Below are 24,500 nucleotides of genomic sequence, written 5' to 3'. Positions count from 1 at the left end.
TCCCCGAGAAGTCCACGCCGAACATGTGAAGTTGCGAGCCGTCGCGTGAAATAGACAGTCAGATCCCTGTCCGAAGAACACGAGGCCCCTCAGAGGGAAACCGTGTACCGACCACTGCTATTCCTTGACGTGGACGGGCCACTCAACCCCTATGCGGCTCAGCCGGAGAGGCGTCCCGACGGCTACACCACGCTCAGAGTTCCCCGGAATGGCGCCCATCAGGGCGGTACGGGCTTTTCGTCCCGACGATGCCCCCTTCGGGTCTGGCTCCACCCAGCGCACGGGCGAACCCTGCTCCAGCTCGGCTTCGAGCTGTGCTGGGCCACCACGTGGATGGATGGACGACGCAAACCGGTGGATCGCACCAGTCCTCGGCCTCCCGGAACTCCCCTTCGTCGACTTCGGCGACGCCCTGTTCCAAGAACGCCCTGGTGGGGTGCACTGGAAGACCGGACCGTTGGTGGACTACGCAGGCGGCCGTCCTTTCGCTTGGGTGGACGATGAGCAGAGCGAGCTGGATCAGACCTACGTGACCACCCACCACCAAGGACCCGGGCTGCTCCACCACGTCAACCCGCGGATTGGCCTGCGGGAGACCGGCTTCGACACGCTCGCCGACTTCGCCCAGTCGCTGGGCACCTCACGAACGAGCGACTGACCACCTTGCCAGCCCTTCAGGCCGCTCCGCACTCGGAGCCGAGACCTTTGGGGGACAACTCTTAGAACCCCTAAGGAAATGGAGTGGCGGTCGCACTCCTGTCCGGGCGACGATCCCCCGGTACTCGCCGATGAAGGGGCAGCTATGGGCGGCATCGCTGCGAGGGAACTCATCTCCCTCGCCGACGACAAGGGGAACAGCGTCACCGTCAACGGTCTGGGGCGCGACCCCGGGTGGAGCGCCGGGCTCGACGCCGAGGTCGTCGTCAGGACGCCGTTCGTATCCGGTCGTATCGGCTTGGTGCTGTCAGCCTCGAAGCTGGAATGCTGGGCCACCGCGTTGAACAGGCTCGACGTCGGCGAAGACGTGGTCTGGATGGAGTGGGACAGAGGGCCGTCCATCTCCATCCAGCTCACCGGCGAGCATGACTGCCCGGAGGTAGTCGTAGAGGACGAGTCGGGATCCATGGTCACCGTGCGGGTGCCGCTCGTCCCGCCGGACGACTGGATCGCTGACCACCGGCAACGCCTGCGAGAGGTGATGAATCACTGGGTTCCGATGCTGTCAGCGTAGGGCGACAAGCCGCCGCCAGCAGATGAGCGCACATCCAAGGATGAGGAAGGCTTCGTGGATGTCGTCCCGTACCTCCCAGCGGATCCGCAGGCGGCGGAACCAGTGCAGATGAGCGAACGCCCGCTCCACAAGCCAGCGTTGGGCACCGAGGCCGGAACCGTGCTCGGTGCCCCGGCGTGCGATGACCGGCTTCACCCCGAGTGCCCAGACGAGGCGGCGGTACTTGTCGTGGTCGTAACCTCGGTCGCCGAGGATGATTCCGGGCCGGCGCCGGGGCCGCCCGCGCTTGCCCCGCACCGGCGGGACCGCTTCGAGTAGCGGGATGAGTTGGGTGACGTCGTTGCGGTTGCCGCCAGTCAGGGTGGCGGCGAGCGGAATGCCGGAGGCATCGGTGATCAGGTGGTGTTTGCTGCCCGCTCTGCCCCGGTCAACGGGGCTTCGTCCTGTCTTGGAACCCCCTTTTGACGCGCGGATATGGGAGCCGTCGACCGCCGCCCGGGAGAAGTCCAGGGCGTTCGCGTGGCGAAGTTTGGCAAGGAGAACTTCGTGGAGCCGCGGCCACACACCCGCCTCGGTCCACTCGGCCAGGCGGCGCCAGCACGTCATGCCTGAGCCGAAGCCGAGTTCCTGCGGCAGGTGTTCCCAGGCGATCCCGGTGTGCAGAACGAACAGGATGCCCTGGAACACCAGCCGGTCCGGATGCCGCTTCCGCCCAGGATGGCGAGTTCGGCGCTCCACCTTCGGCAGGCACGATGCGACCACCGCCCACAGCTCGTCATCGACATCCCATGGCTTCGGCCGCGCCACCCCACACCCCCGGATCATCAGTCCCGGAGCGATCCAACCACCTCGAAGATCATTTCGTTAGGAGTTCTTAGGCAAGCGGGCGAACTGCCAGATCGTCTCAGGTTCGCCGTGCACGCCGTGGCGCAGCACCAGTCGGCAAGCGGAGACCGTCGCCGGCCTCGAAGCACGCCGCATCCGCTGCGGCCGGGACGCCGTGCTCGTGTTGCGGGATCGGAAGCGCCGGCATCCAGGGCTGCCAGCTCCAGGCGTAGATCCCGGCCTGCGGCGGGAACCACCGATCGGCGCGGTCGAGGCTTCCCTCCTGGACGGAGACGCCCCAGGGAGGTGGGCCAGGTCCTTGGTGTACACACATGAACCGCAGGCCACGTAGAAGACTCGGTCGAGACCTTTCTCCCGTGCACGTCTCCGTATTCTTCGGCTGGTGGAAGCTCCTGGTCTCCCTCCTCAAGGCGAAATCCGACTCGGAGATAAGTGTGAACGTCGCCATGTCGCCGCGGCTGCGCGCTTGCAATCCGTTGCTGTGCGAAGCAGGTCAGGCGCATGCCGTCGATGTCGGTGAAGCGCAACTGGGCGCCGGGGTGGCGCCGTTCCCTGCGGACGATCGGGCGTATCACCCTGGGTCAGCCCTTGAGCAAGGCGCCGTCGAGCTCGGCCACGCAGGCGCCATGGCGGATCTCGCCGTCGGGCTCGACAGCCGGTGTCCAGGCCGATAGCGGGACGGACAGGACCGCGTGGTGAACGGCATCGGTGACGGTCACACCGCCCGCGTAGGGCAGCCACCGGCTGCGGGCGGAAAGCCAGCCGACGAACGCGTGGGTGCCCCCGCCGGAGTCGGTGCGGATCAGCGTCTGCTCCGCGCCGGTACTCCTTCGGCAGCCGCACCGTGCGAGCCTCGAACCCGCCCAAGTTGACGTTGAACTACGACTAGAGACACCCCCGCGAGTCCGACGTCCTGACCCTGTTCGCACGCGGCTACACCAACGACGACATCGCAAACGCCCTGGTCATGCGCGAGAGCACCGACAAAGCACGCCTCAGCCGCATCCTCACCGCCCTGGCTGTCACCAACCGCGTCCAGGCCGCGCTGGTCGCCCGCGACACCGGCCTGACCTGATGCTGGGGCGGACGTCATATAACAGGCGCGGCGCGACGGGCACTGCCTGAGCCAACGGTTGCCGCGCCCGTGCCGACTGCGGCCGACTCACACGGAGGAGCGGACGACGAACTCGGCCTTGACGCGCACCGTCTTGTGAACCTTGCGGCCGTTCAGGCGCTCGGTGAGCAGCCCGGCGGCGGCCCGGCCGACCTCTGCCGCCGGGTAGCGGATGGTGGTCAGCTGGGGACGGACCAGGCACGCGAAGGAGGCATCGTCGTGCCCGACGAGGGCGACGTCGCCGGGGATGTCGATGCCGAGTTCGTGGGCCTTGTCCAGAGCGCCGACGGCGATCATGTCGTTGCCGCAGAACACCGCGTCGGGGCGGTAGCGGCGGTTCATCAGCTCGCCGAAGCCCGCCGCTCCGGCCTCCCGGGTGTGCTCGCCCCGGACCACCAGTTCGTGCGGCAGTGACATGCCGAACTGCAGGGCCAGCGCGCGCAGGTGCTTCAGACGAGGGTCCCCGCCGGTGGCGTCGCGGGGGCCTGCGATCATGGCGATGCGGCGGCGTTGCGCCGCTGCCACCTGCTCCAGCGCCCGCCGGGTCGCCACGCGCGCGTCGGGCGTGACGAGATCGATCGGGCCGAAGGACACGTCGGCGCTGACTACGACGGGTATGCCGGTGTCCATGAGCGGCTTGAAGTCGTCCGGCTTGAGCCGGAACGGGGTGATGACGACGCCGGCGAAACGCTGCTGGACCGCCTCGGCGAGCAGGGCGCGTTCCTCGTCCCGGCGCGCGCGGGTGTCGCACACGACGACGTGCAGCCCGAGGCCGCGTAGTTCCTCCTGCAATGTCGCCGCGAGCTGCGCGAAGAAAGGGTTGGCGATGTCCGGCACGAACAGGGCCACCAGGCTCGACCGGCCGGTGCGCAGGCTGCGCGCAGTGACGTTGACGGTGAACGACAGTTCCTCGATCGCCGCTTCCACCGCGGCCCGGGTCCGCGGGGCCACAGGCCGCTTGCCGGAGAGTACATAGGAGACCGTGGCCGACGACACGCCTGCGGCCCGGGCGACATCGGCCATCGTGACCCGCTCTCGCACCACACACGCTCCCTTCGACGGCCACCCTACTTCACCTGCGGTGAGGCTGTGAAAGCGCTCTCCGCGCAGGGCTCGGTCCACGGCTCCGGCCCTGGCTGCGCGGCCCTCACCACCCCCGGCGCAGCCGGATCAGCGCGCTGGCGCAGTCCCCCGGCGGCAGGTCGGGCAGCGGGATACCGAAGGCCATCAGGGTCGCCCCCGACCACTCCCGTCCGGTGTCCTCGTCGCGGTAGCGGGCCTCTGCCTCCAGGCCGCGCAGGCGCAGCGGCGGCTCCGGGGGGCCGTACGCGGTGCTGGGCCGCCAGATCAGCACGACCGTCCGGTCCTCGTCGACGTACTGCACGGCCGTCAACGGGCCGTTCCCGGGCGGCAGGAGACGGAACTGTTCTCCTCGCTGCACCACGGCACGGATGTCCTTGTACACCTGGACCAGTTCCGCGGCCTCGGCGAGTTCGGCGTCCGTCCAGCGCGTCAGGTCCCCTCCGATGCCGAGCACTCCGGCCATGGCGCTGTGGAAGCGGAAGCGCAGCGGCACCGTCCGCCCGGTCAGCGGGTTGGGGCTGTCGGTCACCCATGCCGACATCACGCGTGCCGGGTACAGCTGGCTGAAGCCGTGCTGGATGCGCAGGCGGTCCACGGCGTCGGTGTTGTCGGAGGTCCACACCTGGTCGGTGCGGCTCAGGATGCCCGCATCGACGCGTCCGCCTCCGCCCGCGCACGCCTCGATGCGCAGCTGGGGGAACTCCGCCCTCAGCTGGTCCAGCACCCGGTACAGCCCTCTGGCGTGATCGACGTGAACGCGCCTGGCGTCGGGGCCGCCCGCGTGGGTGCCCGCTTCGGTGAACGAGCGGTTGAAGTCCCACTTGAGGAAGTCGACCGCGTTCTCGGTCACCAGCCGGCGCAGCCATCCCAGGGCCCAGTCGGTCACCTCGGGCCGGGAGAAGTCGAGCACCATCTGGTGGCGCAGTTCGGTGGCCGTGCGGTCGGGGAGGTGCAGGACCCAGGCGGGGTGGGCGCGGTACAAATCACTGTCGGCGTTGACCATTTCGGGCTCCACCCACAGACCGAAGGCCATACCCAGGCGGTGCACCTCGTCGGAGAGCGGACGCAGCCCTCGCGGGAACCGCTTCGGATGGGGCGTCCAGTCGCCGAGTCCCGAGCGGTCGTCCTCACGGCCGCGGAACCAGCCGTCGTCGAGCACGAACAGCTCCGCGCCGACGGCGGCGGCACGGCGGGCGAGGGCGATCTGGTTGTCCTCGCTCACCTCGAACCACGTGGCCTCCCAGGAGTTGTAGAGGACCGGCCGCAGTTCCTGCGGGTGCGGCAGGACGTGCGCGCGCAGGTGACGGTGGAAGGACCGGCTCGCGCCTCCGAAGCCGTGGCTGCTGTGCACGGCCAGACTGACCGCGGTGCGGTGCCGGCCACCGGGCCTCAGGCGCAGTTCGGCGCCCTCGTGTCCCTCGCCGGCCAGTACGCCGGTCCGGCCGGCAGCCGTGCGCTGCGCGGTGATGCGCCAGCTGCCGCTGGACGCGAGCGCGACGACCCAGACGTCACCATGTTCCTCACCGGTGTCTTGGGGGTCGAGGGCGATCCAGGGGTTGGCGTGGTGTCCCGTGTGGCCGCGCCTGCTGCCCAGCGTGGTCTCGCCGACCGGCAGCGCCGACCGCTCGAGGTGGCCTTCGGCGGACCATCCCCCGTGCACGGCGCTCAGCCGCCAGTCCGCTCGCTGCGGGAGCGGCCAGTGGGCGCTGGCGTACCGCACCAGCAACACATCCCCGTCCTGCGGGGCGCCCGTGTGCACGAACTCCGTCCACCGTTCCAGCACGTCGCCGTCCGGCGGGACGCGGTAGTGCAGGTGCCAGGCCAGCGGCCGGGTGCAGTCCCGCAGGAGGACGGCCACGTGGTCGCCCTCGAGCAGGACCACGTCCTGGACGGTCGGTTCGACGGGACTGCTGCCGTCGGCGAAGCGCACCTCGAGGGCGGGCGCGGCGAAGCGGGCGCCGCCGTCGACGGGGTACTCCTCGGTTCCGTCCCAGCGGCCGGCGAAGCTGTTGTCGTTCTCGCTCCACAGCGGCAGCGAGACGGCGTCGGCGAGGGGCAGCGAGGCGCCCCAGTGGACGTGCCGGACGGTCCCCGCGGCGCGGTCCACCCGCAGGACGTAGGCGCCCCGGTCCGTGCGCAGCATGACGGTGCCGCTCTCCTCGTCCAGCTGCACTCGGCGTGATGCACCGGCGGACGACGACGGGACCGGGCGGGCGGGTTCGGTGGTCACGTGACCGTTCCTCATTCGGTTCGTGCGGACGTGTCAGGCTGAGGCGGGGTCGTGGTCCTCGCGGACGACGACCACTCCTCCGGGCGGCACCACGGCCCGGCCGCCGGTGAGTTCGGGCCCGGCGAGGGCCTGGCCGGCGACGGGCACGGTGACGGTCTCCTGCGTGTGATTGATCAGGAACAGGTAGGTGTGCCGCCGCCCCACCCGGCGTACCGCCTCCAGTCCGGGCGGTCCCTCGACGACGGGGGTGATCCGCGCCTGCCGGCACACCGTGCGGAGCAGCCCGCGCAGGGCCGGTACGGGCAGTCGGCCGGCCACGTACCAGGCGGCGCCGCTGCCGAAGTCGTGCCGGGTGACCGCCGGGCCGCCGCGGGCGGGGCCGCCGTCGGCCGTGTCCGCCCAGCGCAGCACCGTGGTACAGCCTCGGGGTTCGACGCGTTCCGTCCACTGCTCGACGTCCGTTCCGTCGGCGAGCCGGGCGTGCTCGCCCGTCCGCAGCGGCAGGAACTCGTCCACGACGAGTCCGAGCACGTCCCGCAGAGCGCCCGGATGACCGCCGGGCCACACCCGGTCGGAGTCGTCGACGAGCCCGCTGAAACAGCCGACCGCGAGGTGGCCGCCCTGACGCACGTACTGGGTGAGGTTGTCGGCGTCGTCGTCGGACAGCAGGTACAGATTGGGGGCGACGACCGCCCGGTACGGGGTCAGGTCGGCGCCGGGGGGCAGGAGATCGCAGGTGATGTTCATGGTCCACAGTGCCTCGTACCAGTCGCGGACCACGTCGAGGTAGCGGAACTGGTCGGACGGCCGGGCCTGCAGCTCCAGGGCCCACCAGTTGTGCCAGTCGAACAACACGGCCACATCGCCGTGCACCCGGGTGCCGGTGACCTCCCGCAGCGAGGCCAGCTCCGCGCCCAGCGCGCTGACTTCCTTCCATACGCGGCTGTCCGTCCCGCCGTGCGGCAGCATCGCGGAGTGCCACTTCTCGGCGCCGGCGCGGGACTGCCGCCACTGGAAGAACATCAGCCCGTCCGCGCCGCGGGCGAGATGGGTCAGGCTGTTGCGGCGGGTCTCCCCGGGCCGCTTGGCCACGTTGACGGGCTGCCAGTTGACCGCGGAGGTCGAGTGCTCCATGAGCACCCAGGGGCGGCCTCCCGCCATACCGCGGGCGAGGTCCGCGTTGAGCGCCAGGTCGATGTGGCCGTCGGGGTCGGCGGCCGGCAGGTAGTGGTCGACGGAGACCAGGTCGCATGCGGCCGCGAAGGCGTAGCCGTCGACCTTCTTCTCCAGGGTGCCCATCACGTTGGTGGTGATCGGCACGTCGGGAGTGATCCGGCGCAGCAGGGCCGTCTCGGCGATGTGCCGGGTGAGCAGCGCGTCCGAGGAGAAGCGCCGGTAGTCGAGTTCCTGACCGGGGTTGCTGAAGGCGGTGGTGTCCCGGGGCGGGTCGATCTCGTCCCAGTCCCCGTAGCGCTGGCTCCAGAAGTCGGTGCCCCAGGCGTCGTTGAGGGCGTCCAGGGTCTTGTACCGCTCCTGCAGCCAGGTCCGGAAGTCGGCCGCGCTGGTGTCGCAGTAGCACAGGGCGTTGTGGTTGCCCCACTCGTTGTGGACGTGCCACAGGGCGAGGGCGGGATGGTCGCCGTAGCGGGTCGCCAGCTCGGTGACGAGGGCGTCCGCCGCCTCGGCGTAGGCGGGGCTGCTGGGGCAGAAGACCTGCCTGCTGCCGTGGGCGAGGCGGGTGCCGGCCGCGGTGACCGGACGGGCGTCGGGGTGCCGCCGGGTGAACCACGGTGGTGGTGCGGCGGTCGGGGTGGCGAGGTCGACGGCGATGCCGTGGGCGTGCAGCAGGTCCAGGACCTCGTCGTGCAGGCTCCAGTCGTACGTGCCGGGGCGGGGCTGGATACGGGACCAGGAGAAGACACCGACGGTCACGAGGTTGACGCCCGCCTCGCGCATCAGGCGGACGTCCTCGCGCCAGACCTCACGCGGCCACTGTTCCGGGTTGTAGTCGCCGCCGTAGGCGATGCCGCCGAGGCGGCGGTTCACTTCGGCGAGGGGGTGGTTCACGATTTAACGGCTCCAGCGGCGAGTCCGGCGCGCCAATAGCGCTGCAGGAGGAGGAAGGTGAGCACGATCGGCACGACCGAGACCAGGGCGCCGACGATGGTGAGGGTCTGCAGTTCGGGCAGGCGGCTGGTCTGCGACTGCCAGGTGAACAGGCCGAGGGTGACGGGGTAGAGCCTCTCGTCCTGCAGCATGATCAGAGGCAGCAGGAAGTTGTTCCAGATGACGACGAACTGGAACAGGAAGATGGTCACCAGCGCCGGGGACATCAGGCGCAGCGCGATGGTGCGGAAGATGCGGAACTCGCTCGCGCCGTCCATGCGGGCCGCCTCCATCACCTCGTCGGGGACGGACGCGGCGGCGAAGATCCGCGAGAGGTAGACGCCGAACGGGCTGACGATGCTGGGCAGGAACACCGACCAGAACGTGTTGGTGGCGTCGAGTTCGGCGAACATCAGGAACAGCGGCAGGGCGAGCGCCGTGGCCGGTACGAGGACACCGCCGAGGACGACGGAGAAGACCGCCTCACGTCCGCGGAAGGCGTATTTGGCGAGCGCGTACCCGGCCGCCGCGGCCAGCAGGGTGGCCACAGCCGCTCCCGCGCCCGCGTACAGCAGGCTGTTGAGCAGCCAGCGGGCGTAGACGCCGTCCTGCTGGGCGAAGAGCGAGGACAGGTTGTCGCCCAAGTGCCAGTCGGCGGTGAGAAATCCTGGGGTGGTGACCAGATCGCTCTGGCTCTTGGTCGACGACACGAGCAGCCAGTAGACCGGCAGCAGCATGTAGCAGGCGACCGCGATCATGAAGGTGATGGCGACGACGGTGGACACGCGGGTACGTGGCCGCCGCCGGCCGGTGGTGGCCATGGGGGCGTGGGCGCCCTCGGTGCGGGTGAGGAAGCTCATCCCTGCCTCCTGGAGGTGAAGCGCAGGAACGCGAACGACAGGACGAACGTGACGAGCGCGAGGATGACGGACAGGGCGGCGGCCTCGCTGTAGCTGTCGCCCGAGGCGAGCGAGTACGCGGCGATGTTCGGCGTGTATGTGCTCGTCACGCTGGTGGAGATGGACCGGAAGACCTGCGGCTCGGTGAACAGCTGGAAGGTGCCGATGATGGAGAAGACGCCGGTGAGGATCAGGGCCGGACGAATGATCGGGATCTTGATGCGCAGGGCGATGGTCCAGCCACTCGCTCCGTCGACGCGGGCCGCCTCGGCGATGTCCGAGGGCACGGCCTGCAGGGCGGCATAGATGATCAGCATGTTGTAGCCGGTGTACGTCCAGGTGACGACGTTGGCGATGGACCACAGGATCGCGTCCGGGCCGAGCAGGTCGACGTGCACGCCGGCCGACCTCAGCAGGTCCACCACGGGCGACAGCCGCGGGTCGTACAGGAAGGCCCACATCAGGGCGGCGACGACGCCGGGTATGCCGTACGGCACGAAGTAGACGAGCCGGAAGAACCGCTTGGCGCGCGCGACCGCGGAGTCCAGCAGCAGTGCGAGGACCAGCGCCAGCAGCAGCATCACGGGAATCTGCACGAGGGCGAAGCCGAGGACGCGCAGCAGGCTCTCGGCGAAGTAGTCCTCCCGCAGGACCCTGCCGTACTGCTCGAACCCGGCGAAGACCGTCTGGGTGCGGCCGAAGGTGCCGCCCGTGCGTTCGGTCTTGTGGAGGCTCTGCCAGAAGGCGTAGCCGACCGGGACGAGGGTGAACAGGCAGAAGGGGATGAGGAAGGGGGCGAGGAAGGCGTAGGGGGCGAGGGTCCGGCGCCGTCGTCGGCGCGCCGGGGCCGGGGCGCCGGCGGCCGGGGCGGGTGCGTTGGTGGTTGTCACGTGCAGCCTTCGATGTACTGTTCCCCGCCGCCCGGGGGCGGCGGGGAGACCAGGGAGGGACCGGTCACTCGGCCACGTCGAGCGACTGCTTGCGCAAGGACTCGACGCTCTGTGCGCCGGTGTCCGCGAGCACGTCACCGAGTGTGCTCTTGCCGGCGATGGCGTTCGCCGTGCCGTCGCTGAGGAAGCGGTAGGTGTCCGTCATGGTCGGACCCCAGGTGAAGTCGGTGTCCACGTTGGCGGAGGCCTGGGCGAAGACGTCGAAGATCTTCTGCTTGCCGTAGAAGTCGACCGGCTGCTTGAGGGCGGGCAGTTCCAGTCCGGCCTTGGCCGCGGGGTAGAGGCCACCCTCGCGGTTGAGGATCTCCAGTGCCTCGGGGTCGGTGTTCAGCCACAGCGCGAACTTGGCGGCCTCGGCGGGGTGCTTGGTCCCGGCCATCACCGTGGTGGTGGAGCCGCCCCAGTTGCCCGCCTGCTCCTGCCCGCCTTCCCACTGCGGCATGGGGGCGACCGCCCACTTGCCGTCGGTGGACTTGGCGTTGTCCCGGATGGTGCTGTAACCCCAGGCAGCGCTGATCCAGGTGACCACTTCGCCGGAGTTCCACGCCTTGTACAGCGCCGGCGAGAAGCCCTGCAGGTCGGTGGCGACGAGCTTGTCGTCGATCAGCTTCTGCCAGTAGTCGGCGACCTGCCGGCTTCCGGGCCGGTCGACGGTGACCTTCCAGGTGTCGCCGTCACGCTCGAACATGGTGGCCTTGTTCTGCCACAGCAGGCCGGTGAACCAGTTGGGGTCCGTCTGGGAGAAGTGGGTGATGAACTTGCCCTCCTGCTTGAGCTTGCGGGCCTGCTCCGCGTACTCGTCCCAGGTGGCCGGGGCCTTGAGGCCGAGCTTGTCGTAGATGTCCTTGCGGTAGAACAGGGCCATGGGGCCGGTGTCCTGGGGAACGGCCCAGACACCGTCCTTGCCGTCGGCGCCGAACTCCACCTGGGACCAGGTCCAGTCGACGAACTTGCCGCCCGCATCCTTGACGCCGGGGCAGGAGGAGATGTCCGTCAGTCCTTCCTTGAGCCGGAAGCTCGCCAGGGAGTCGTACTCGACCTGGCCGAGGTCCGGGGCCTTGCCGGCCTTCAGGGCGTTGGACATGTTCTGGTAGGTGCCGGCGTTCCCTGCGGGAGTCGTCTTCAGCCTGACCTGGATGTCGGGGTTTTCCTTGTTCCAGACGTCGATGGCCTTCTGCATCCCGGGGACCCAGGACCAGTAGTCCAGCGTGACCTTGCCCGAGGCGGGCTTGCAGGACGCCTCTCCCCCGCCGTCGGCCTCGCTGCCGCCGTCACCGCCGCCGCAGGCAGTCAGCGCCGTCAGGGCCGCTACCGTTCCGCCGATCACGCAGCGTCTTGCCAGGGATATGCGATCACGCATGGTCATGGGTTCTCCTTGCACCGAGGTCCGCTCCGCCGAGGCAGTGGGCACACGAGACCTCAGGAACTCACAGAAGTCAACATCTGATGACGAACTCATGAGCAATGAGGCCCCTTTGTTACCTGCCATGAACGAGACTCTGCGCGCAAAAAGGCGCGCTGAGCTGCTGCTTTCTGAAGCCACGCACGACCTGTGTTCACTCTCTCGTATTGCGGAATCGATTACGCTACGGTGCTCGAGCACGCCGGGAGGAGAGCGATGGCGTGCACCGAGGGCGGGGCGCCATGCCGGGCTGGACACCGCCCGGGGAGCCGGTAGGTACGCCGCGACGAGCAGTGAGTCCCACCCTTACCGTGCCGCGTCGCATAGTTGACGTGGCGTCACCCCGTGCGCTGTTCAGGGTGCCACGGCACCGTGACTCCCGGCAGGCAGCGACGTCGGCTTCGAATCGTCAGCTCGCGCCGTTTCGCCTGCTCAGCGCGCTCTCACCCGAACCAGAAGGCAAGACACCTCCATGCCTCGTCCGCCCTTGCGGCGGCTTCCCGAGTCCGCCGCAACTGGGCCGGGATATGCGCGGTCTGCGTGATGAGCGCGTTGCGGATGGCGGGGCCTTCCAGCCGTGCGGCAGGTGGATCAGGTGAAGGAAGCGGGTCGTGCGCTCGACCAGGGTGCCGATCGCGGAGCCCTCACCTCGGCCGACGATCCTGGACCGTTTACGGTGGCGCGAGTGGCAGCCGGTCTTGCCCCCGCAACGTGCTTGTCATAGCCGAGACGGTCGGTGATCCCGCCCTGCGGGGCGGACTCCAGCAGCCGCTTGGACAGCTGCTACAACAGCCCGCCCTCGCCGGTCAGCTGCAGGCCCTCAGCCTGGGCCCGGCTCACCAACTCGTCGGTCAGCCGGTCGTCCACGGCCTTCGTTGACACAGCCACTGCCGCCTCGACAGCCCTGCTCGGCCACGTAACTCACTGGTCATCGATGCGTCTTCCATGATCGGGAGTTACACCGAACGATGGTGCAGTCCCCCTGCGCCGGGAGATGTCCGGTGCCGGAGGTGACTCCGAGCCTGAACAGCCCGGCAGTGGGATCAGCGCAGGGCGGGCAGCGGGCGGCCACGTTGCTGGTTCCTTGAGCCCGGGCGTCAGTTGAAGCAGCTGGTTTTCGCCCTGTCCGTCTCGGAGCCGACCTCTATCTCGAATGCGGAGCCCGAATCGAACTCCGGCCCGGCGTCGTAGTCGTACTCGAACTTCAGGTCGCTGGCCGTAGTGAACTGCACGGTCAGCAGGAGGGCTTCGCCTTCCCCGCCTTTGGTGAAGCACAGGCCCGCCGTCGTTTCGGGGGTGTCCGGGTCTGAGGGGTCGTGCTGTAGGTGCCAGTCGTCCGCCTGGGCGGTGGTGCGGTAGAAGTCCACGACCTTCTGCCGGGAGCCGGGGAAGGCGCAGACGCGCGCGGCTACAGCCAGGCGTCGACGGTGTCGTCGATGCAGCGCGAGTGAACCGAGTTGAGCCCTTCCGGGGCGGTCGCTCCTTCGGGGACGGAGTTCAGGATTGACTGAGAGCGCAGGTCCTTCAGCCGCGCCGCCGTGTCGTCACATGTGCTGAACGGGGACATCGCGGAGCAGCCGGTCAGGCCGGCGGTCATCAGGGCGGTGGCCAGGAGCAGTGCGACGGGCAGGGCGAGCGGCCGGACGGGGCGCGTCAGCAGCGGCATGGGGATCTCCCGCAGGTCGTGGAGGGGGCGGCGGCTGGGGGCGGCGGATCCGGAGGCTCATCAGGACGAGCTCCGGGACCGGACGACCGCAACGGTGCAAGGAGGGAACCGGCCGGTGGTGGTGCGCGGGTGCCGGGCACGAGCACGGCCCCCCTCTGAACGGGGCAGAGGCCCCTGCCGCATGCTGCACCCGAGCAAGACGGCGGGGCGCTCGGGCAATGCCGTCCATGGGCCACCAGCGACGGGGCAGTCATGCTTGCGAACAGAGTCGACAAAGCAGGCTTGAACGATAAAATCGCCGACAAGCTGCGGCTCGTGTCCGTCCCCGCATGTGGTTAACCGTTCTGCCCAGACTACTCAAGGAGTGAGTGTGGCACTCGTCTCCGGGCGCGGGCGCCCTGCATCGGGAGGGTCCGCCACGATCACGGACGTCGCGCAGGCTGCAGGGGTCTCCCGCCAGACGGTGTCCAACGTACTCAACGCCCCCCAGCGTGTGCACCCGGTGACCCGCGAGCGGGTGCAGCAGGTCATCGCCGAGCTGGGCTATCACCCCAACCGTGTGGCTCGCTCGTTGCGGGCCAGCTCACCCGGGATGGTCGGGTACCGGATCAAGCCGGTATCCACCGAATCCGTGGCCGCCATTCACGACCGCTTCTTGCACGCGCTCGTCGAGGCGGGTCAGGCCGGGAATCACCATGTCCTGCTGTTCACGGCAGCGGACACGGACGCGGAGAGCGACCACTGCACCGCACTGTGGCGCACCGGTGCCGTGAGCGGAGTCGTGCTGTACGACATTGAGTCGGGCGATCAGCGGCCGGAGCGCCTCACCGCTGCCGGGGTCCCCTTTGTTGCCTTCGGACGCACCGCTGCAGGCGCCGAACGTTTCAGCTGGGTCGACATCGACAACGCCGACGGAACGGAGGCCGCTGTCGCTCACCTGGTGGCGGCAGGTCACCGGCGGATCGGGTTCATTGGCTGGCCCGAGGGGACCAGTGTCGGCGACGCCAGGGCGCGCGGCTGGCTCGCAGCAATGGACCGGCACGACCTGCTGGCGGAGAGCCACCGGCTTGACGTGCGCGGGCAGGACACGATGTCGACAGGAACACGGCTCATGGCCGAGCTACTGGACCGCCCTCAGCCACCGAGTGCGGTGGTTGCGGCGACGGACACGCTGGCGGCGGGCGCTCTGCAGGCCCTGCGTGAGCGCGGGCTGCGGGCCGGCGAGGACGTGGCCGTCGTGGGCTTCGACGACACCGCGGCGGCGGCGGCACTGGGGCTTTCGAGCGTGCGACAGCCGATCGAGGAAGTAGGCCGTCTGATCATGGCCGAACTCCTTCGGATGACGACCAGCCCCTCAGGCCTGGAACCCATGCAGCGCCTCCTGCAACCGGAATTGATCGTTCGGGCCACCGGCTGACCTGACCGGCGATGCAAGGAGCGACGGCCTGCGAAGCTCACTCGCCACGCGGCTCTCTCGCCAACGACACACGAACAGAGCCCGGCGTGCACTCGCCGTCGGCCCACTGCTGCCACCAGCATCTCCATCCGTGGACCCCGGCAGCAGCCAGGACAGTACGCGCTGCTGCCGGGCGCGGCGGGCACCGGCGGTAGGTGCGCTGAAGGGCGACAGCTACGCTCGACTGTTCTTGGCGGGAACCTGTTCTCCTGTGGCTTTCCGGAGGGCTGTTGGCCGCAGACCGCCGGTCGCTCAGTGAGCCATGACGGGTTGCCGGGTGGGGATGGCGATCTCGCCTCCACTGGGTACCTGGTACCGGCAGCCACCGGATCCGACTGGCATCGCGTCGCCCTCACGCAGCCGGATCACCGTTGTGTCCGGGCGGATGTCGATGTCGAAGGTCCGCTCCCGCCACCGCAGGCCACGCAGCGTGATGCCGTCCAGCTCAGTCGGCAGGATCGGGGCCAGCTCGATCCGGTCCGGCCGCCACCGTAGTCCCGAGTAGCCGTACAGGAACACCTGGAGGAATCCTCCATGGCCGGTGAGGAAGGTGAACGCGCCTCCGGTGCGGCCCTCCGCGAACTGGTCGAAAGGCGGGCGCAGGAAGGGCTCCACACTGCGCCTGGTGCGCTCGAACGCCCCCTTGGTGTCACCGACGTGGGCATGGAGGATCGCGTGTACGGAATCCGTCATCGACGGTCCGTCTTCGTCGGTGCGCGCGCTGTAGTACGCCAGGTCGGCCCGCGTCACCTCGTCAGCCTGAGGGTTCTCCCACGGGTACGCCAGCATGACGACGTCAGCCTGCTTGATCAGCTGTCCGGTGTAACCGGCGAACTCGGGGTGCACCTTGAGTTGTTCGTCGAACAGAACGACCATGCGGTCGGCAACCTCCGCCCACAAAGGGTCGGCCGGCTCGCCGAGCACCCCGGCCGCCTCGGCGGCAAAGCGCAGGACGGTGCGGGCGGCCACATTGGTGTAGGCGGAGTCGTCGTGGGGCTCGTCGGCGTACTCGTCGGGCGGGATCACGCCGTTGATGTGGTACGAACCGTCCGTTGCGGCCACCGCGCGGGAAGCCCAGAAGTCGGCCACCCCGCGCAGCACGGGCCAGCCCTTGTCCCGCAGCCAGCTCTCGTCGCCCGTGGCCAGCCAGTACTGCCAGAAGGCGAGGGCGACATCGGAACTGACGTGCTGTTCGTAGCGGCCGAAGGGAGCCCACCGGGGCGTGTCCTCGTGGCCGTGCAGGCCGCTTTCCCAGGGGAACCGTGCGCCCCGTTGGCCGCACTGCGCAGCATAGGAACGGGCCGCGTCCATCCGGTTGGCGCGGTAGTCGAGCACGCTGCCGGCAATATGGGGGTGCTGGGCGAGCAGGCTCGGCCAGATCCACGTCTCCGTGTCCCAGAAGACGTGGCCGTTGTAGCCGTCGCTGGACAGCCCGACGGGTGAGGGCGACCACGGCGAGTCTTCGCGCACGCTGGTGAGGAGATAGAACTTCGCGGCTCGCACCTGCCGCTGCAGTCGTGTGTCACCGTGTACGACGATGTCGCCCGACCATTCCCTCTGCCAGGCGCGGAAGTTGTCCCCGGTGAGCCGCCGGTAACCGGCCCGGGCCGCCTCTTCGGCCGCGGTGCGCGCCAAGGTCAGGGGGTCGTCCGCGTCATGGCCGGTGGCGATGCCCACGTACTTGGTGAAGGTGTACGAGCGTCCCGCCACCACGTCCGCTACTACCCTCCGCCCGACCGAACCATCGATTGCGGACTGGGCGCGCGAGGGGACCGCCGGCCCCCGCAGCAGGGACACCAAAGCGGCCCGGACACCACTGCCCTCGGCAGCCGTGGTGAGCCAGATGTCACCCTCCCCCGCCCCTGTCCGTGTGTCGCACAGCCGGATCGCGGCCCGGCCGTCGAGCGCGTCGGTCACGTCGAGCTGCCCGTCCCAATGCGGCCGAACGGTCACGGTCACCGCCGCGACGTGCGGCCTGGAGCGATCGGCGAGCAGTTCGTAGCACACGTCGGTGACCCGGCCGGCCGGCGAGGTCCAGCGGGCCCGGGTGGTGATGACACCGGTCCGTAGGTCGAGTGACTGCCGGTAGCGTGTGATGCCTCGGGCGAGAGCGGCCGGGGCGGAGCTGCCGACCGGCTCCCAGTCCCCGCCTACCAGGTGCTCCTCACCCGCCAGTTGCTCGTCGCGCTGTTCGCGCTCCCTCGGCAGGAAGGCTTCGTTGTAGGTTCCGCTGCCGTCGCCGATGTCGAGCGCCGACCAGGCGGGCAGCCCGGCTTTGCGCGACCACTCCCCCGGGTGCCCGGTGTACAGACCGACCACATGGAACTGCGTGCGGACGGGGGCCTCGGCGAATCCGTTGCCGGCGGCTGGGACCCGGGCGGCCAGGTAGCCGTTGCCGGTGAAGGTCGGATGGTAGCCGGTCAGCGCAGCGAAATTGTCGTCTTCAAGGCCGGAAGCTTGGGACGCGTCGTCGTCGGTGGAAAGCAGCCATGCGTCGGTGGCGGCTGATCTGATCGAGTCCGTCACTTACTTCAAACCTCCCGCGGTGAGCCCGTCGACGATTCGGCGCTGGAAGAAAAGCACCGCGACCACCAGCGGCAGCGTCACGACGACACCGGCCGCCATCTGCGTACCGAACGGCTGGTCATACTTGTACTGCCCGGTGAAAAGAGAAACGATCACATTCGCGGTCATCATCTCCCGGTCGTTGACAACGCTCACGGCTATGAGGAATTCGTTCCAGGCGGAGATGAAGACCAGGATCGCTGTGGTGAAGATGCCAGGCGCTGCAAGAGGGAGCACGATCTTGCGGAAGGCCTGCGCGGGCGTGCACCCGTCGACCTGAGCGGCCTTCTCCAGCTCGGCCGGCATTTGCCGGAAGAACGCGGTCAGGTTCCACACGGCCAGCGGCAGGGCAAAACTCATGCTCGGCACGATCATTGCCTGGTAGGTGTTGATCCAGCCCGCGTCCGTGAAGAACTGCAGCAACGGCACGACGAGAGTGATCGGCGGAAACATGGACGCCGCGATGATCAAAGTGAGGATGAGCGTCTTTCCTCGGAAATTGAGCCGCGCGAGCGCGTAGCCGGCGAAGATCGCGACGACAAGGGTGACCGCGGTGGTGGCTCCGGAGACGATGAGGCTGTTGACCAGCGCGCGGCCGAAGCCGTTGCGCGGGTCGAAAGCGGCAGCGTAGTTGTCGAAGGAGACCGGCAGGGGAAGGGGTGAGTTGGAGAACTGGTCGGAGGGCCTGCGCAGGCTGGAGACCACCATCCAGTAGAAGGGCGCGAGGCAGTAGAGGACGATCGCGGCGATGCCGATCCGCCGTGCCAGGGAACCGGTACGCAATCTGCTGATGGTCGTGGTCATCGTGAACTCCTCGTGCCCCGTCCGATCAGATCGGCACCGAACAGCTTGACGAACGCGAAGGCGACCGCGGCGATGTAGAGGAACAGCACGGTGGCGTAGGCGGCCGCGGTGCCGAACCGCAGGTTGCTCATTTCCTCGAAGGCGATCATCGAGAGTGTCTCGACGGAGTGCTTGCGTGGGCCGACGAGCACGTACGGCAGGTCGAACATGCGCAGGACGTCCAGGAGCCGGAACAGCACCGCGACCACCAACGCGGGGCGGACCAGCGGCAGCGTGATGCGCCGGAACGCGTACCAGGTCGAGGCGCCATCGACCCTGGCTGCTTCGTACAGTTCGCCTGGGATGATCTGGAGTCCGGCGAGGACCAGGAGTCCGATGAACGGCGCGGTCTTCCAGGTGTCGGCGATCACCACGGAGAGCCATGCCTGGAAACCCTCGCTGCTCCAGAGCACCCTGGCGCCCAGCAGCTCGTTGGCAACACCCTGGCTATTGAAGATCCACTTCCAGAGCAGACCCGAGATCGCCGTCGGGATCGCCCACGGGACAAGGATCGCGGCCCGCACCAACGCCCGCCCGCGGAAGGCCTGGTGCATGACCAGCGCCATGGCGACGCCGATGAGCACCTCGATGGCAACCGAGGCGAGAGCGAAGGAGGTCGTGTTCCACCAAGGGCGCAGGAAACGGTCCCCGGTGAACACAGCCGCGTAGTTGTCCAGACCGAAGGAGGTGGCGGTGACCTTGAAACCGGTCTGCGGGTCGATGGACTCGCTGGAGACGACGAAGGACAGCCGGAAGGCAGCGAGTACCGGATAGCCGACGACCAGACCGAGGACGATCAGGCTGGGAGAGAGCAAGGCGGCGGCCAGTCGGCCGGTCCCGGCCCTGCGCGAGTGACGCGAGGGCCGGGACGCGGTGCCGCGGCGTGGCTTCGCCTGGGAGAGGACGGACACCAGGTGACCCTTTTCCGTCGGCCTACTTCTCGGCGATCGCCGCGGACAGGTCGCGCTGCATATCGGCGAGTGCGGCGTCGACCGACTTCGATCCGCTCAGCGCCGCGGCCGCGCTCTCCTGGATGGCGGCTGTGGCATCGCCGTACTGGACGACCACGGGCCGAGGCACCGCGCCGCTCAAGGACTCCTTGAGGGTGGCCAGGTAGGGGAACTGTCGACGCAGGGCCGGGTCGTCATACAGGCCGGCATACGGCGGCGCAGCCGAGTTGACCTTCAGGTTGGTGCGGGCGTTGGCCTCGCTGGAGAAGAACTTGATGAAATCGAGGGCGGTTGCCTTGTTCTTGGCGAACTTGCTCACCGCCAGGTCGAGTCCGCCGAGGGAAGACTTACCCGGACCGTCCAGTCCGGGCAGCGGCGCCACCCCGAACTTGCCGGCGACCTTGCTCGAGCCGTCCTTGGCGTTGGCCAGTGCCCACTGGTACGGCCACTGCCGGTGGAAAAGCAGCTTTCCTGCCTGGAAGGCGCGGCGGCCGTCCTCCTCCTGGTAGGTCGAGGCCTCCTCGGGGAAGGTGCCCTCCTTGAAGCCGTCGGCGAGGAACTGCAGTCCCTTCTTGGCTTCTTCGGTGTCGACGGTCGCACGGCCCTCGGCATCGACGACGGTGCCACCCGCCGAGGCAACCGCCTCGGAGAAGTTGACGGTCAGGCCCTCGTACTTGTCGAACTGGCCCGCGTAGCAGTCGACGCCCTTCCCCTCGGGCAGCTTGGCGACTTCGGCACAGGCGTCCTTCATGTCGTCCCAGGTTGTGGGTGGCTGCACGCCCGCCTTGTCCAGCAGGTCCTGGCGGTAGAAGAGGAGACCCGCATTGGTGTTGTAGGGGATGGCGTATTGCTTGCCGAAATATTCGCCGGTCTTGACGACGGCAGGAAGCATCCTGTCGAGCGGGAACTGCGCGGCGGGAAGCTCGTCGATCCACTGGTTGGCGGCGAACTCGGCCACCCAGATGGGGTCCAGGTTCAGCACGGTGTAGGCGTCCGACTTGGTCTGCGCGTTCTGGATGAACTGCTGCCGCTGCTGGTCCGCGCTCTCGGGCAGCTCTACGAGGGTGACCATCTCCTTGGGGTGCTCGCTGTTCCAGCGGTCGAGCTGCTCCTGGATGGTACCGGTGGTGTCCTTGCCGGTGGCGAGGGTGATGGGGCCGCGCCCGGAGAACTTCCCCGGGCTGCCGGCCGACGGTTCGGAGGAGTCCCCGCCGCATCCGACGAGTGTGGTGGCGAGCGATGCGGCCAGCACCGCGACGGCCCAAGCCGGCCGACGCCCCCTCGTGGCTGCCTTGGTGGCTGCCCGGGTGCCGGCTCTCCTGCGGCTCATGTGCGACGAACTCACCGTACTTCCTCCTTCGCTGTACGCATGCTTGCCCACGACCCACGGCAGCGCCCCGTCACCGCGGTCCGAACAAGCTGATTTGATCGTTCAACATGGGCCCTGGGGAGCGCCGCGTCAACCCCCGGGAGGCACAGTGATTGGATCGTTCATATTGCGCGCAGTGCCCCGTCTGAAGTCCGGTCAGCGTCGCAGGTGTGAACACCGGATGCCCGAGCGGCTTACTGGTCCTAACAAAGCCGCTGGACGTGCCGGTGGGTGATCAGGCAGACGGCGAAGCCGAGAAGAGCTTCGTGGATGTCGTCGCGTCGTTCCAGCGGGTGCGCAGGCGGCGGATGGCGTGGAGCCAGGAGATGGTGCGTGCGACGACCCAGCGGAAGGTGCCCAGGCCGGTGCCGTGTTGTCCTCGCTCGGCGATCACGCGCCGGTCCCGCGCTGCCGTAGGAACCGGCGGTACTTGTCGTGGTCGCAGCCGCGATCCGCGAAGAGCATGTCGGGCCGCCGGCGTGGCCGGCCGACGGCTCCGGCCACTGCTGGGATCTTGTCGAGCAGGGGCAGCAGTTGGGTGACGTCGTTGCGGTTCCCGCCGGTCAGCGAGACCGCGAGCGGGATCCCTTGGCCGTCGGTGATGATGTGATGGTTGCTGCCCGGGCGTGCGCGGTCGATGGGGCTGGCCGCTTCTGGGCCCCTGCGGGGGGCCGGACGTGGGAGGAGTCGATCACCGCCCGGGACCAGTCCAGCTGGTTCTTCGACCTGCGCTTTCAGAAGCAGCTGGTGCAGTTGGTCCCAGACGCGGCTTCGTTCCAGGCAGCAAGGCGGCGCCAGCAGGTCATGGACGAGCCGAAGCCGAGTTCCTGGGGCAAGTACTCCCATTGGATGCCGGTGTGCAGGACGAACTGGATGCCGCACAAGGCCTGCCGCTGAACGACGGCGCGTTCGACCCGGTCAGCGTCCCGCCAGGGGCCTTGGTGTTCGATCAGTTCAGCCTTGCAGGTGCCGTTGAGGGCCTCGGCCATCGCGTTGTCGTACGAGTCCGCGACGGAACCCACCGACGCGGACGCGGGACTGGTCACTGACGTCGAGCAGGGAAGGCTCCGCACGGCGTAGCGCCGAGGCGGCCCTCGCTGCTGCGGGGCAACTCCGGCCCGGAGCAGGAGACCATGCCGGACAGCGACTTCGCATGGCATGTGAACTCCGGCGGAGGGAGTACCCGCGCATCGTCGCGTTTGCGCACGTCCGGAAAGTCCGGCGGAGCTGCATCTTTGGCACACCACCAGGCGCAGAAGCCCGCGCTTGGCGACAACATCGGCAAGGAACTGGTCACTCATGCCCCGAGCCCTCGACCTGCTTCCCTGCACGAGCCGCGGCCTCGTCCTCATCCAGACGAGCGACCTCGTCGCCACCGTGGGAACGGCTCGTTCATTGCTGGGCAGCTTTCAGAGCCCAGCGGCGAGGTGTCCCGGTCGGCGCCCCCGTCGCGGAGGAATGGCGCCCCCGACGGGCGCCATTCCTGGTCTGCTCGCGGTCGGCGGCCGAGGACCGGGGCCGCCAGGGTGGATCAGGAGCCGTGGTGCAGGTCGTCGTAGAGAAACTCGTTGACCTGCTTGACGGCGGCCTTGGTGGCGTTGGTGTCGGCCACGGCGTTGAGCATGGCGAAGTCGTGGATGGCGCCCTGGTAACGGACGGTGGTGATGTCGTTGCCGGCGGCACGGAGCTTGGCAGCGTAGGCCTCGCCCTCGTCGCGCAGTACGTCTCCCTCGTCGGTGATGAGCAGCGCCTTGGGCAGCCCCTTGAGCTGGTTGAGGTTGGCCCGCAGCGGAGAGGCGAGGATGTTCTTGCGGTCCTTCTTGTTCGGGGCGTAGTTGTCCCAGAACCACTGCATGGCCTTGCGCGTGAGCCAGGGACCGTCGGCAAAGGTGCGGTACGAGTCGGTGTTGAAGTTGGCGTCGGTGACGGGGTACATCAGCACCTGGCCGTCGAGCTCCGGTCCGCCCCGCTGCTTGGCCATGAGGGTGACGGCGGCGGCCATGTTGCCGCCGACGCTGTCACCGGCGATGGCGAGCCGGGAACCGTCGACGTTGATGTCCCTTCCGTGCTCGGCCACCCACTTGGTGACGGCATAGGCCTGTTCGATCGCGACGGGGAAGCGCGCTTCAGGTGAGGGGGTGTAGTTGACGAAGATCACCGCGGCGCGGGCACCGTTCGCGATCTGGCGCACCAGCCGGTCGTGGGTGTTCTCACTCCCCAGGACCCAGCCGCCACCATGGGTGTACACGACAGCGGGGAGTTTGCCCTTGACCCCCTTGGGGCGGACGACGCGGACGTCCACCGTTCCGGTGGGTCCCACCTTCAGGGTGCGGTGGCTGATGTCGGCAGGCGGCTTGTCGATCGGACCGGACTGGGCGTCCTCCAGGGCCTTTCGGGCGTCGGCGGGGGACAGCGTGTAGATGGGTGGAGTCTTGGCCGCGGCGTCGGCGAAGGCCTTGGCGTCGTGCTCCAGGACCAGCGGCCAATCAGGGGTGGACTTGGACTGGGCGGGAGCGGCCAGTGCGCTGGTGGCCGCGACCACCCCAAGGGTGAGGGGAAGCAGGGCGGCAACAGCGGTCTTGCGGCTGATGCCGCGTTTGCTGATCAAGGACATGGAACGTTCTCCTGGTGATCGAATGGCTCGGTGTGTCGATGACACCGCGATGTGCTGAAAGGGGTCTCAGGTGTTCAGGGCAGTAGGTGTCCGCGATACGGTCGCCGTCGCCGTTGTTCTCGACTTGGCCAGCGAGCGTGGCGATGACGCACCTCCGTAGGACGGTGCTGAGCCGTGACTCCTGCTGCTGGCCGCCACCACGAGCGGTGATGCCACCCGTGCCATTGATGGACGGGCGCACGAGTAGGCGGACGCCTCCCGGCACGCAACGGCTCCCTACGAGGGCCGCAAGTGTGACTTCGGCTCGCGAGGTATGTCCCTCGGTCGTCGGATGCGGTGGTCAGCGTTCGCGCAGCACCGTGACAGCTTCCGCCGTCGTCCATGACGTACTGGCCAAGTAGCGGTAGTTGACGAGCGCGGAGAGGTACCCGTCGCCTTCGGGCAGCCGGGCTCCGGCTGTGGCGTCACGCACGACGACCACTTCGAAGCCCTGCTCGATGAGTTCGCGCAGATGGCTCTCGACACACAGATTGGCGGCCATGCCGCCCAGGATGACCTGCGAGACTCCGTGCTTACGCAGTTGGAGGACGAGGTCGTTCGACTCGGGCCCAAAGATCTTGTGCGGCGAGGTGATGATGGTCCTGCCGTCGAGTATGTGTTCCCGGTAGGCGGGCAGAAAGTCGGCCCCGGAGTCGGCGAAGCCGTCCAGAGCGAGAGAACCCTGGCGCTTGAACATGCCCACGGAGTGCATGTATTGCTCCAACGGGCCGCCGAAATGCCATGCATCGTCGGACGGGTAGTAGTAGTGCGGCGAGATCGCCACGGTGATGTCAGCGGCCTTGGCGGCTTCCAGCAGTTGCCCGATATGGAGAACGGTGTCGTTGTCGGTGACGCTGCCACCGAAGACCTCCCATGTGGCGCCCGCCGGGCTGAGAAAATCGATCTGTGGGTCGGTGACGACGAGAGCCGTGCGTGACAGGTCGAGCTGGAAGCCGCTGTCCGGAAGTGCTGGGGCGGAAGGCTCCGCGTAGGGATCGGCCCGGTTGGACGCCATGGTGGACTCCTGAGTGGTAGCGCGAAGGTGCAGGAGCGGATGCATGGAGTTACAGAATTCGATCTGACTCGATTTGCACCTTTTAGCCAGTTGACCGGATGGCCCCTGAATCTGTGACAGCG

At 68.5% G+C, this 24,500-nt stretch carries 17 protein-coding genes and 4 pseudogenes; 4 read left to right on the top strand and 17 right to left on the bottom strand.

Going from position 1 to position 24,500, the window contains the following annotated elements; translation table 11 throughout:
- The first annotated feature begins 102 nt into the window (after positions 1 to 102).
- Positions 103 to 658: pseudogene (locus ACIHCM_RS35265) on the top strand (hypothetical protein).
- A 144-nt stretch (positions 659 to 802) separates the two neighbouring features.
- Complete coding sequence (locus ACIHCM_RS35260) at positions 803 to 1,231, top strand: DUF5959 family protein (RefSeq protein ID WP_399905400.1); 429 nt, start codon at positions 803 to 805, stop codon at positions 1,229 to 1,231.
- Here ACIHCM_RS35260 and ACIHCM_RS35255 read toward each other — a convergent pair.
- Both ACIHCM_RS35255 and ACIHCM_RS35250 read right to left on the bottom strand, forming a co-directional pair.
- Positions 1,223 to 2,038: an IS5 family transposase gene (locus ACIHCM_RS35255; protein ID WP_399905397.1), complete on the bottom strand. Its 816-nt coding sequence runs from the start codon at positions 2,036 to 2,038 to the stop codon at positions 1,223 to 1,225. The two genes, ACIHCM_RS35260 and ACIHCM_RS35255, sit on opposite strands and share 9 nt — an antisense overlap.
- A 521-nt stretch (positions 2,039 to 2,559) precedes the next feature.
- Positions 2,560 to 2,917: pseudogene (locus tag ACIHCM_RS35250) on the bottom strand (IS1380 family transposase); the annotation flags it as partial.
- 55 nt (positions 2,918 to 2,972) lie between these two features.
- On the opposite strand from ACIHCM_RS35250, the pseudogene ACIHCM_RS35245 reads away from it, so the two are divergent.
- Positions 2,973 to 3,152, top strand: a pseudogene (locus ACIHCM_RS35245) (response regulator transcription factor); the annotation flags it as partial.
- Positions 3,153 to 3,239: 87 nt separating this feature from the next.
- On the opposite strand, the gene ACIHCM_RS35240 reads toward ACIHCM_RS35245, so the two are convergent.
- From ACIHCM_RS35240 to ACIHCM_RS35205, 8 genes are all read right to left on the bottom strand, one after another.
- The gene (locus ACIHCM_RS35240; RefSeq protein ID WP_399905394.1) at positions 3,240 to 4,232 is read right to left on the bottom strand and encodes a LacI family DNA-binding transcriptional regulator; all 993 of its coding nucleotides are present in this window, start codon (positions 4,230 to 4,232) and stop codon (positions 3,240 to 3,242) included.
- A gap of 106 nt (positions 4,233 to 4,338) precedes the next feature.
- Positions 4,339 to 6,504 (bottom strand): alpha-galactosidase, encoded by a 2,166-nt coding sequence (locus ACIHCM_RS35235; protein ID WP_399905392.1) that lies wholly within the window; start codon positions 6,502 to 6,504, stop codon positions 4,339 to 4,341.
- 33 nt (positions 6,505 to 6,537) lie between these two features.
- Complete coding sequence (locus tag ACIHCM_RS35230; RefSeq protein WP_399905388.1) at positions 6,538 to 8,571, bottom strand: beta-galactosidase; 2,034 nt, start codon at positions 8,569 to 8,571, stop codon at positions 6,538 to 6,540.
- Positions 8,568 to 9,470, bottom strand: a complete 903-nt coding sequence (locus ACIHCM_RS35225) for a carbohydrate ABC transporter permease (protein ID WP_399905385.1) — start codon at positions 9,468 to 9,470, stop codon at positions 8,568 to 8,570. Before ACIHCM_RS35225 ends, ACIHCM_RS35230 begins: the two co-directional genes overlap by 4 nt.
- Positions 9,467 to 10,399, bottom strand: coding sequence for a carbohydrate ABC transporter permease (locus ACIHCM_RS35220; protein WP_399905382.1), 933 nt, complete (start codon positions 10,397 to 10,399; stop codon positions 9,467 to 9,469). Before ACIHCM_RS35220 ends, ACIHCM_RS35225 begins: the two co-directional genes overlap by 4 nt.
- 64 nt (positions 10,400 to 10,463) lie before the next feature.
- On the bottom strand, positions 10,464 to 11,825 hold the full coding sequence (locus ACIHCM_RS35215; protein WP_399905379.1) for an ABC transporter substrate-binding protein: 1,362 nt from the start codon (positions 11,823 to 11,825) through the stop codon (positions 10,464 to 10,466).
- A 1,133-nt stretch (positions 11,826 to 12,958) separates the two neighbouring features.
- On the bottom strand, positions 12,959 to 13,228 hold the full coding sequence (locus ACIHCM_RS35210; RefSeq protein WP_399905376.1) for a hypothetical protein: 270 nt from the start codon (positions 13,226 to 13,228) through the stop codon (positions 12,959 to 12,961).
- A gap of 41 nt (positions 13,229 to 13,269) precedes the next feature.
- Positions 13,270 to 13,527 (bottom strand): hypothetical protein, encoded by a 258-nt coding sequence (locus ACIHCM_RS35205; protein ID WP_399905373.1) that lies wholly within the window; start codon positions 13,525 to 13,527, stop codon positions 13,270 to 13,272.
- A gap of 370 nt (positions 13,528 to 13,897) precedes the next feature.
- Between ACIHCM_RS35205 and ACIHCM_RS35200 the strand changes: the two genes are divergently transcribed.
- Positions 13,898 to 14,944 (top strand): LacI family DNA-binding transcriptional regulator, encoded by a 1,047-nt coding sequence (locus ACIHCM_RS35200; protein WP_399905370.1) that lies wholly within the window; start codon positions 13,898 to 13,900, stop codon positions 14,942 to 14,944.
- A 291-nt stretch (positions 14,945 to 15,235) separates the two neighbouring features.
- Here ACIHCM_RS35200 and ACIHCM_RS35195 read toward each other — a convergent pair whose 3' ends face one another.
- The 7 genes and pseudogenes from ACIHCM_RS35195 to ACIHCM_RS35165 form a co-directional block, all read right to left on the bottom strand.
- A complete protein-coding gene (locus tag ACIHCM_RS35195) occupies positions 15,236 to 17,509 on the bottom strand; it encodes a glycosyl hydrolase family 65 protein (protein WP_399905367.1) in 2,274 nt (757 codons plus the stop codon).
- The gene (locus ACIHCM_RS35190; RefSeq protein ID WP_399905364.1) at positions 17,510 to 18,352 is read right to left on the bottom strand and encodes a carbohydrate ABC transporter permease; all 843 of its coding nucleotides are present in this window, start codon (positions 18,350 to 18,352) and stop codon (positions 17,510 to 17,512) included.
- Positions 18,349 to 19,302, bottom strand: coding sequence for a carbohydrate ABC transporter permease (locus ACIHCM_RS35185; protein ID WP_399905361.1), 954 nt, complete (start codon positions 19,300 to 19,302; stop codon positions 18,349 to 18,351). The genes ACIHCM_RS35190 and ACIHCM_RS35185 overlap by 4 nt, the downstream gene beginning before the upstream one ends.
- A gap of 22 nt (positions 19,303 to 19,324) precedes the next feature.
- Entirely contained in the window at positions 19,325 to 20,671 is a 1,347-nt protein-coding gene (locus tag ACIHCM_RS35180) for an ABC transporter substrate-binding protein (RefSeq protein WP_399905358.1), read from the bottom strand.
- A gap of 242 nt (positions 20,672 to 20,913) precedes the next feature.
- Positions 20,914 to 21,603: pseudogene (locus ACIHCM_RS35175) on the bottom strand (IS5 family transposase); the annotation flags it as partial.
- Between the two features lie 638 nt (positions 21,604 to 22,241).
- Positions 22,242 to 23,324, bottom strand: coding sequence for an alpha/beta hydrolase (locus tag ACIHCM_RS35170; protein ID WP_399905355.1), 1,083 nt, complete (start codon positions 23,322 to 23,324; stop codon positions 22,242 to 22,244).
- Between the two features lie 340 nt (positions 23,325 to 23,664).
- Positions 23,665 to 24,378: a cysteine hydrolase gene (locus ACIHCM_RS35165; protein WP_399905352.1), complete on the bottom strand. Its 714-nt coding sequence runs from the start codon at positions 24,376 to 24,378 to the stop codon at positions 23,665 to 23,667.
- Between the last annotated feature and the right edge of the window lie 122 nt (positions 24,379 to 24,500).

The sequence above is a fragment of the Streptomyces sp. NPDC052023 genome (assembly GCF_044548465.1).
Classification (GTDB): domain Bacteria; phylum Actinomycetota; class Actinomycetes; order Streptomycetales; family Streptomycetaceae; genus Streptomyces.
This window is presented reverse-complemented; position numbering and strand designations above follow the sequence as displayed.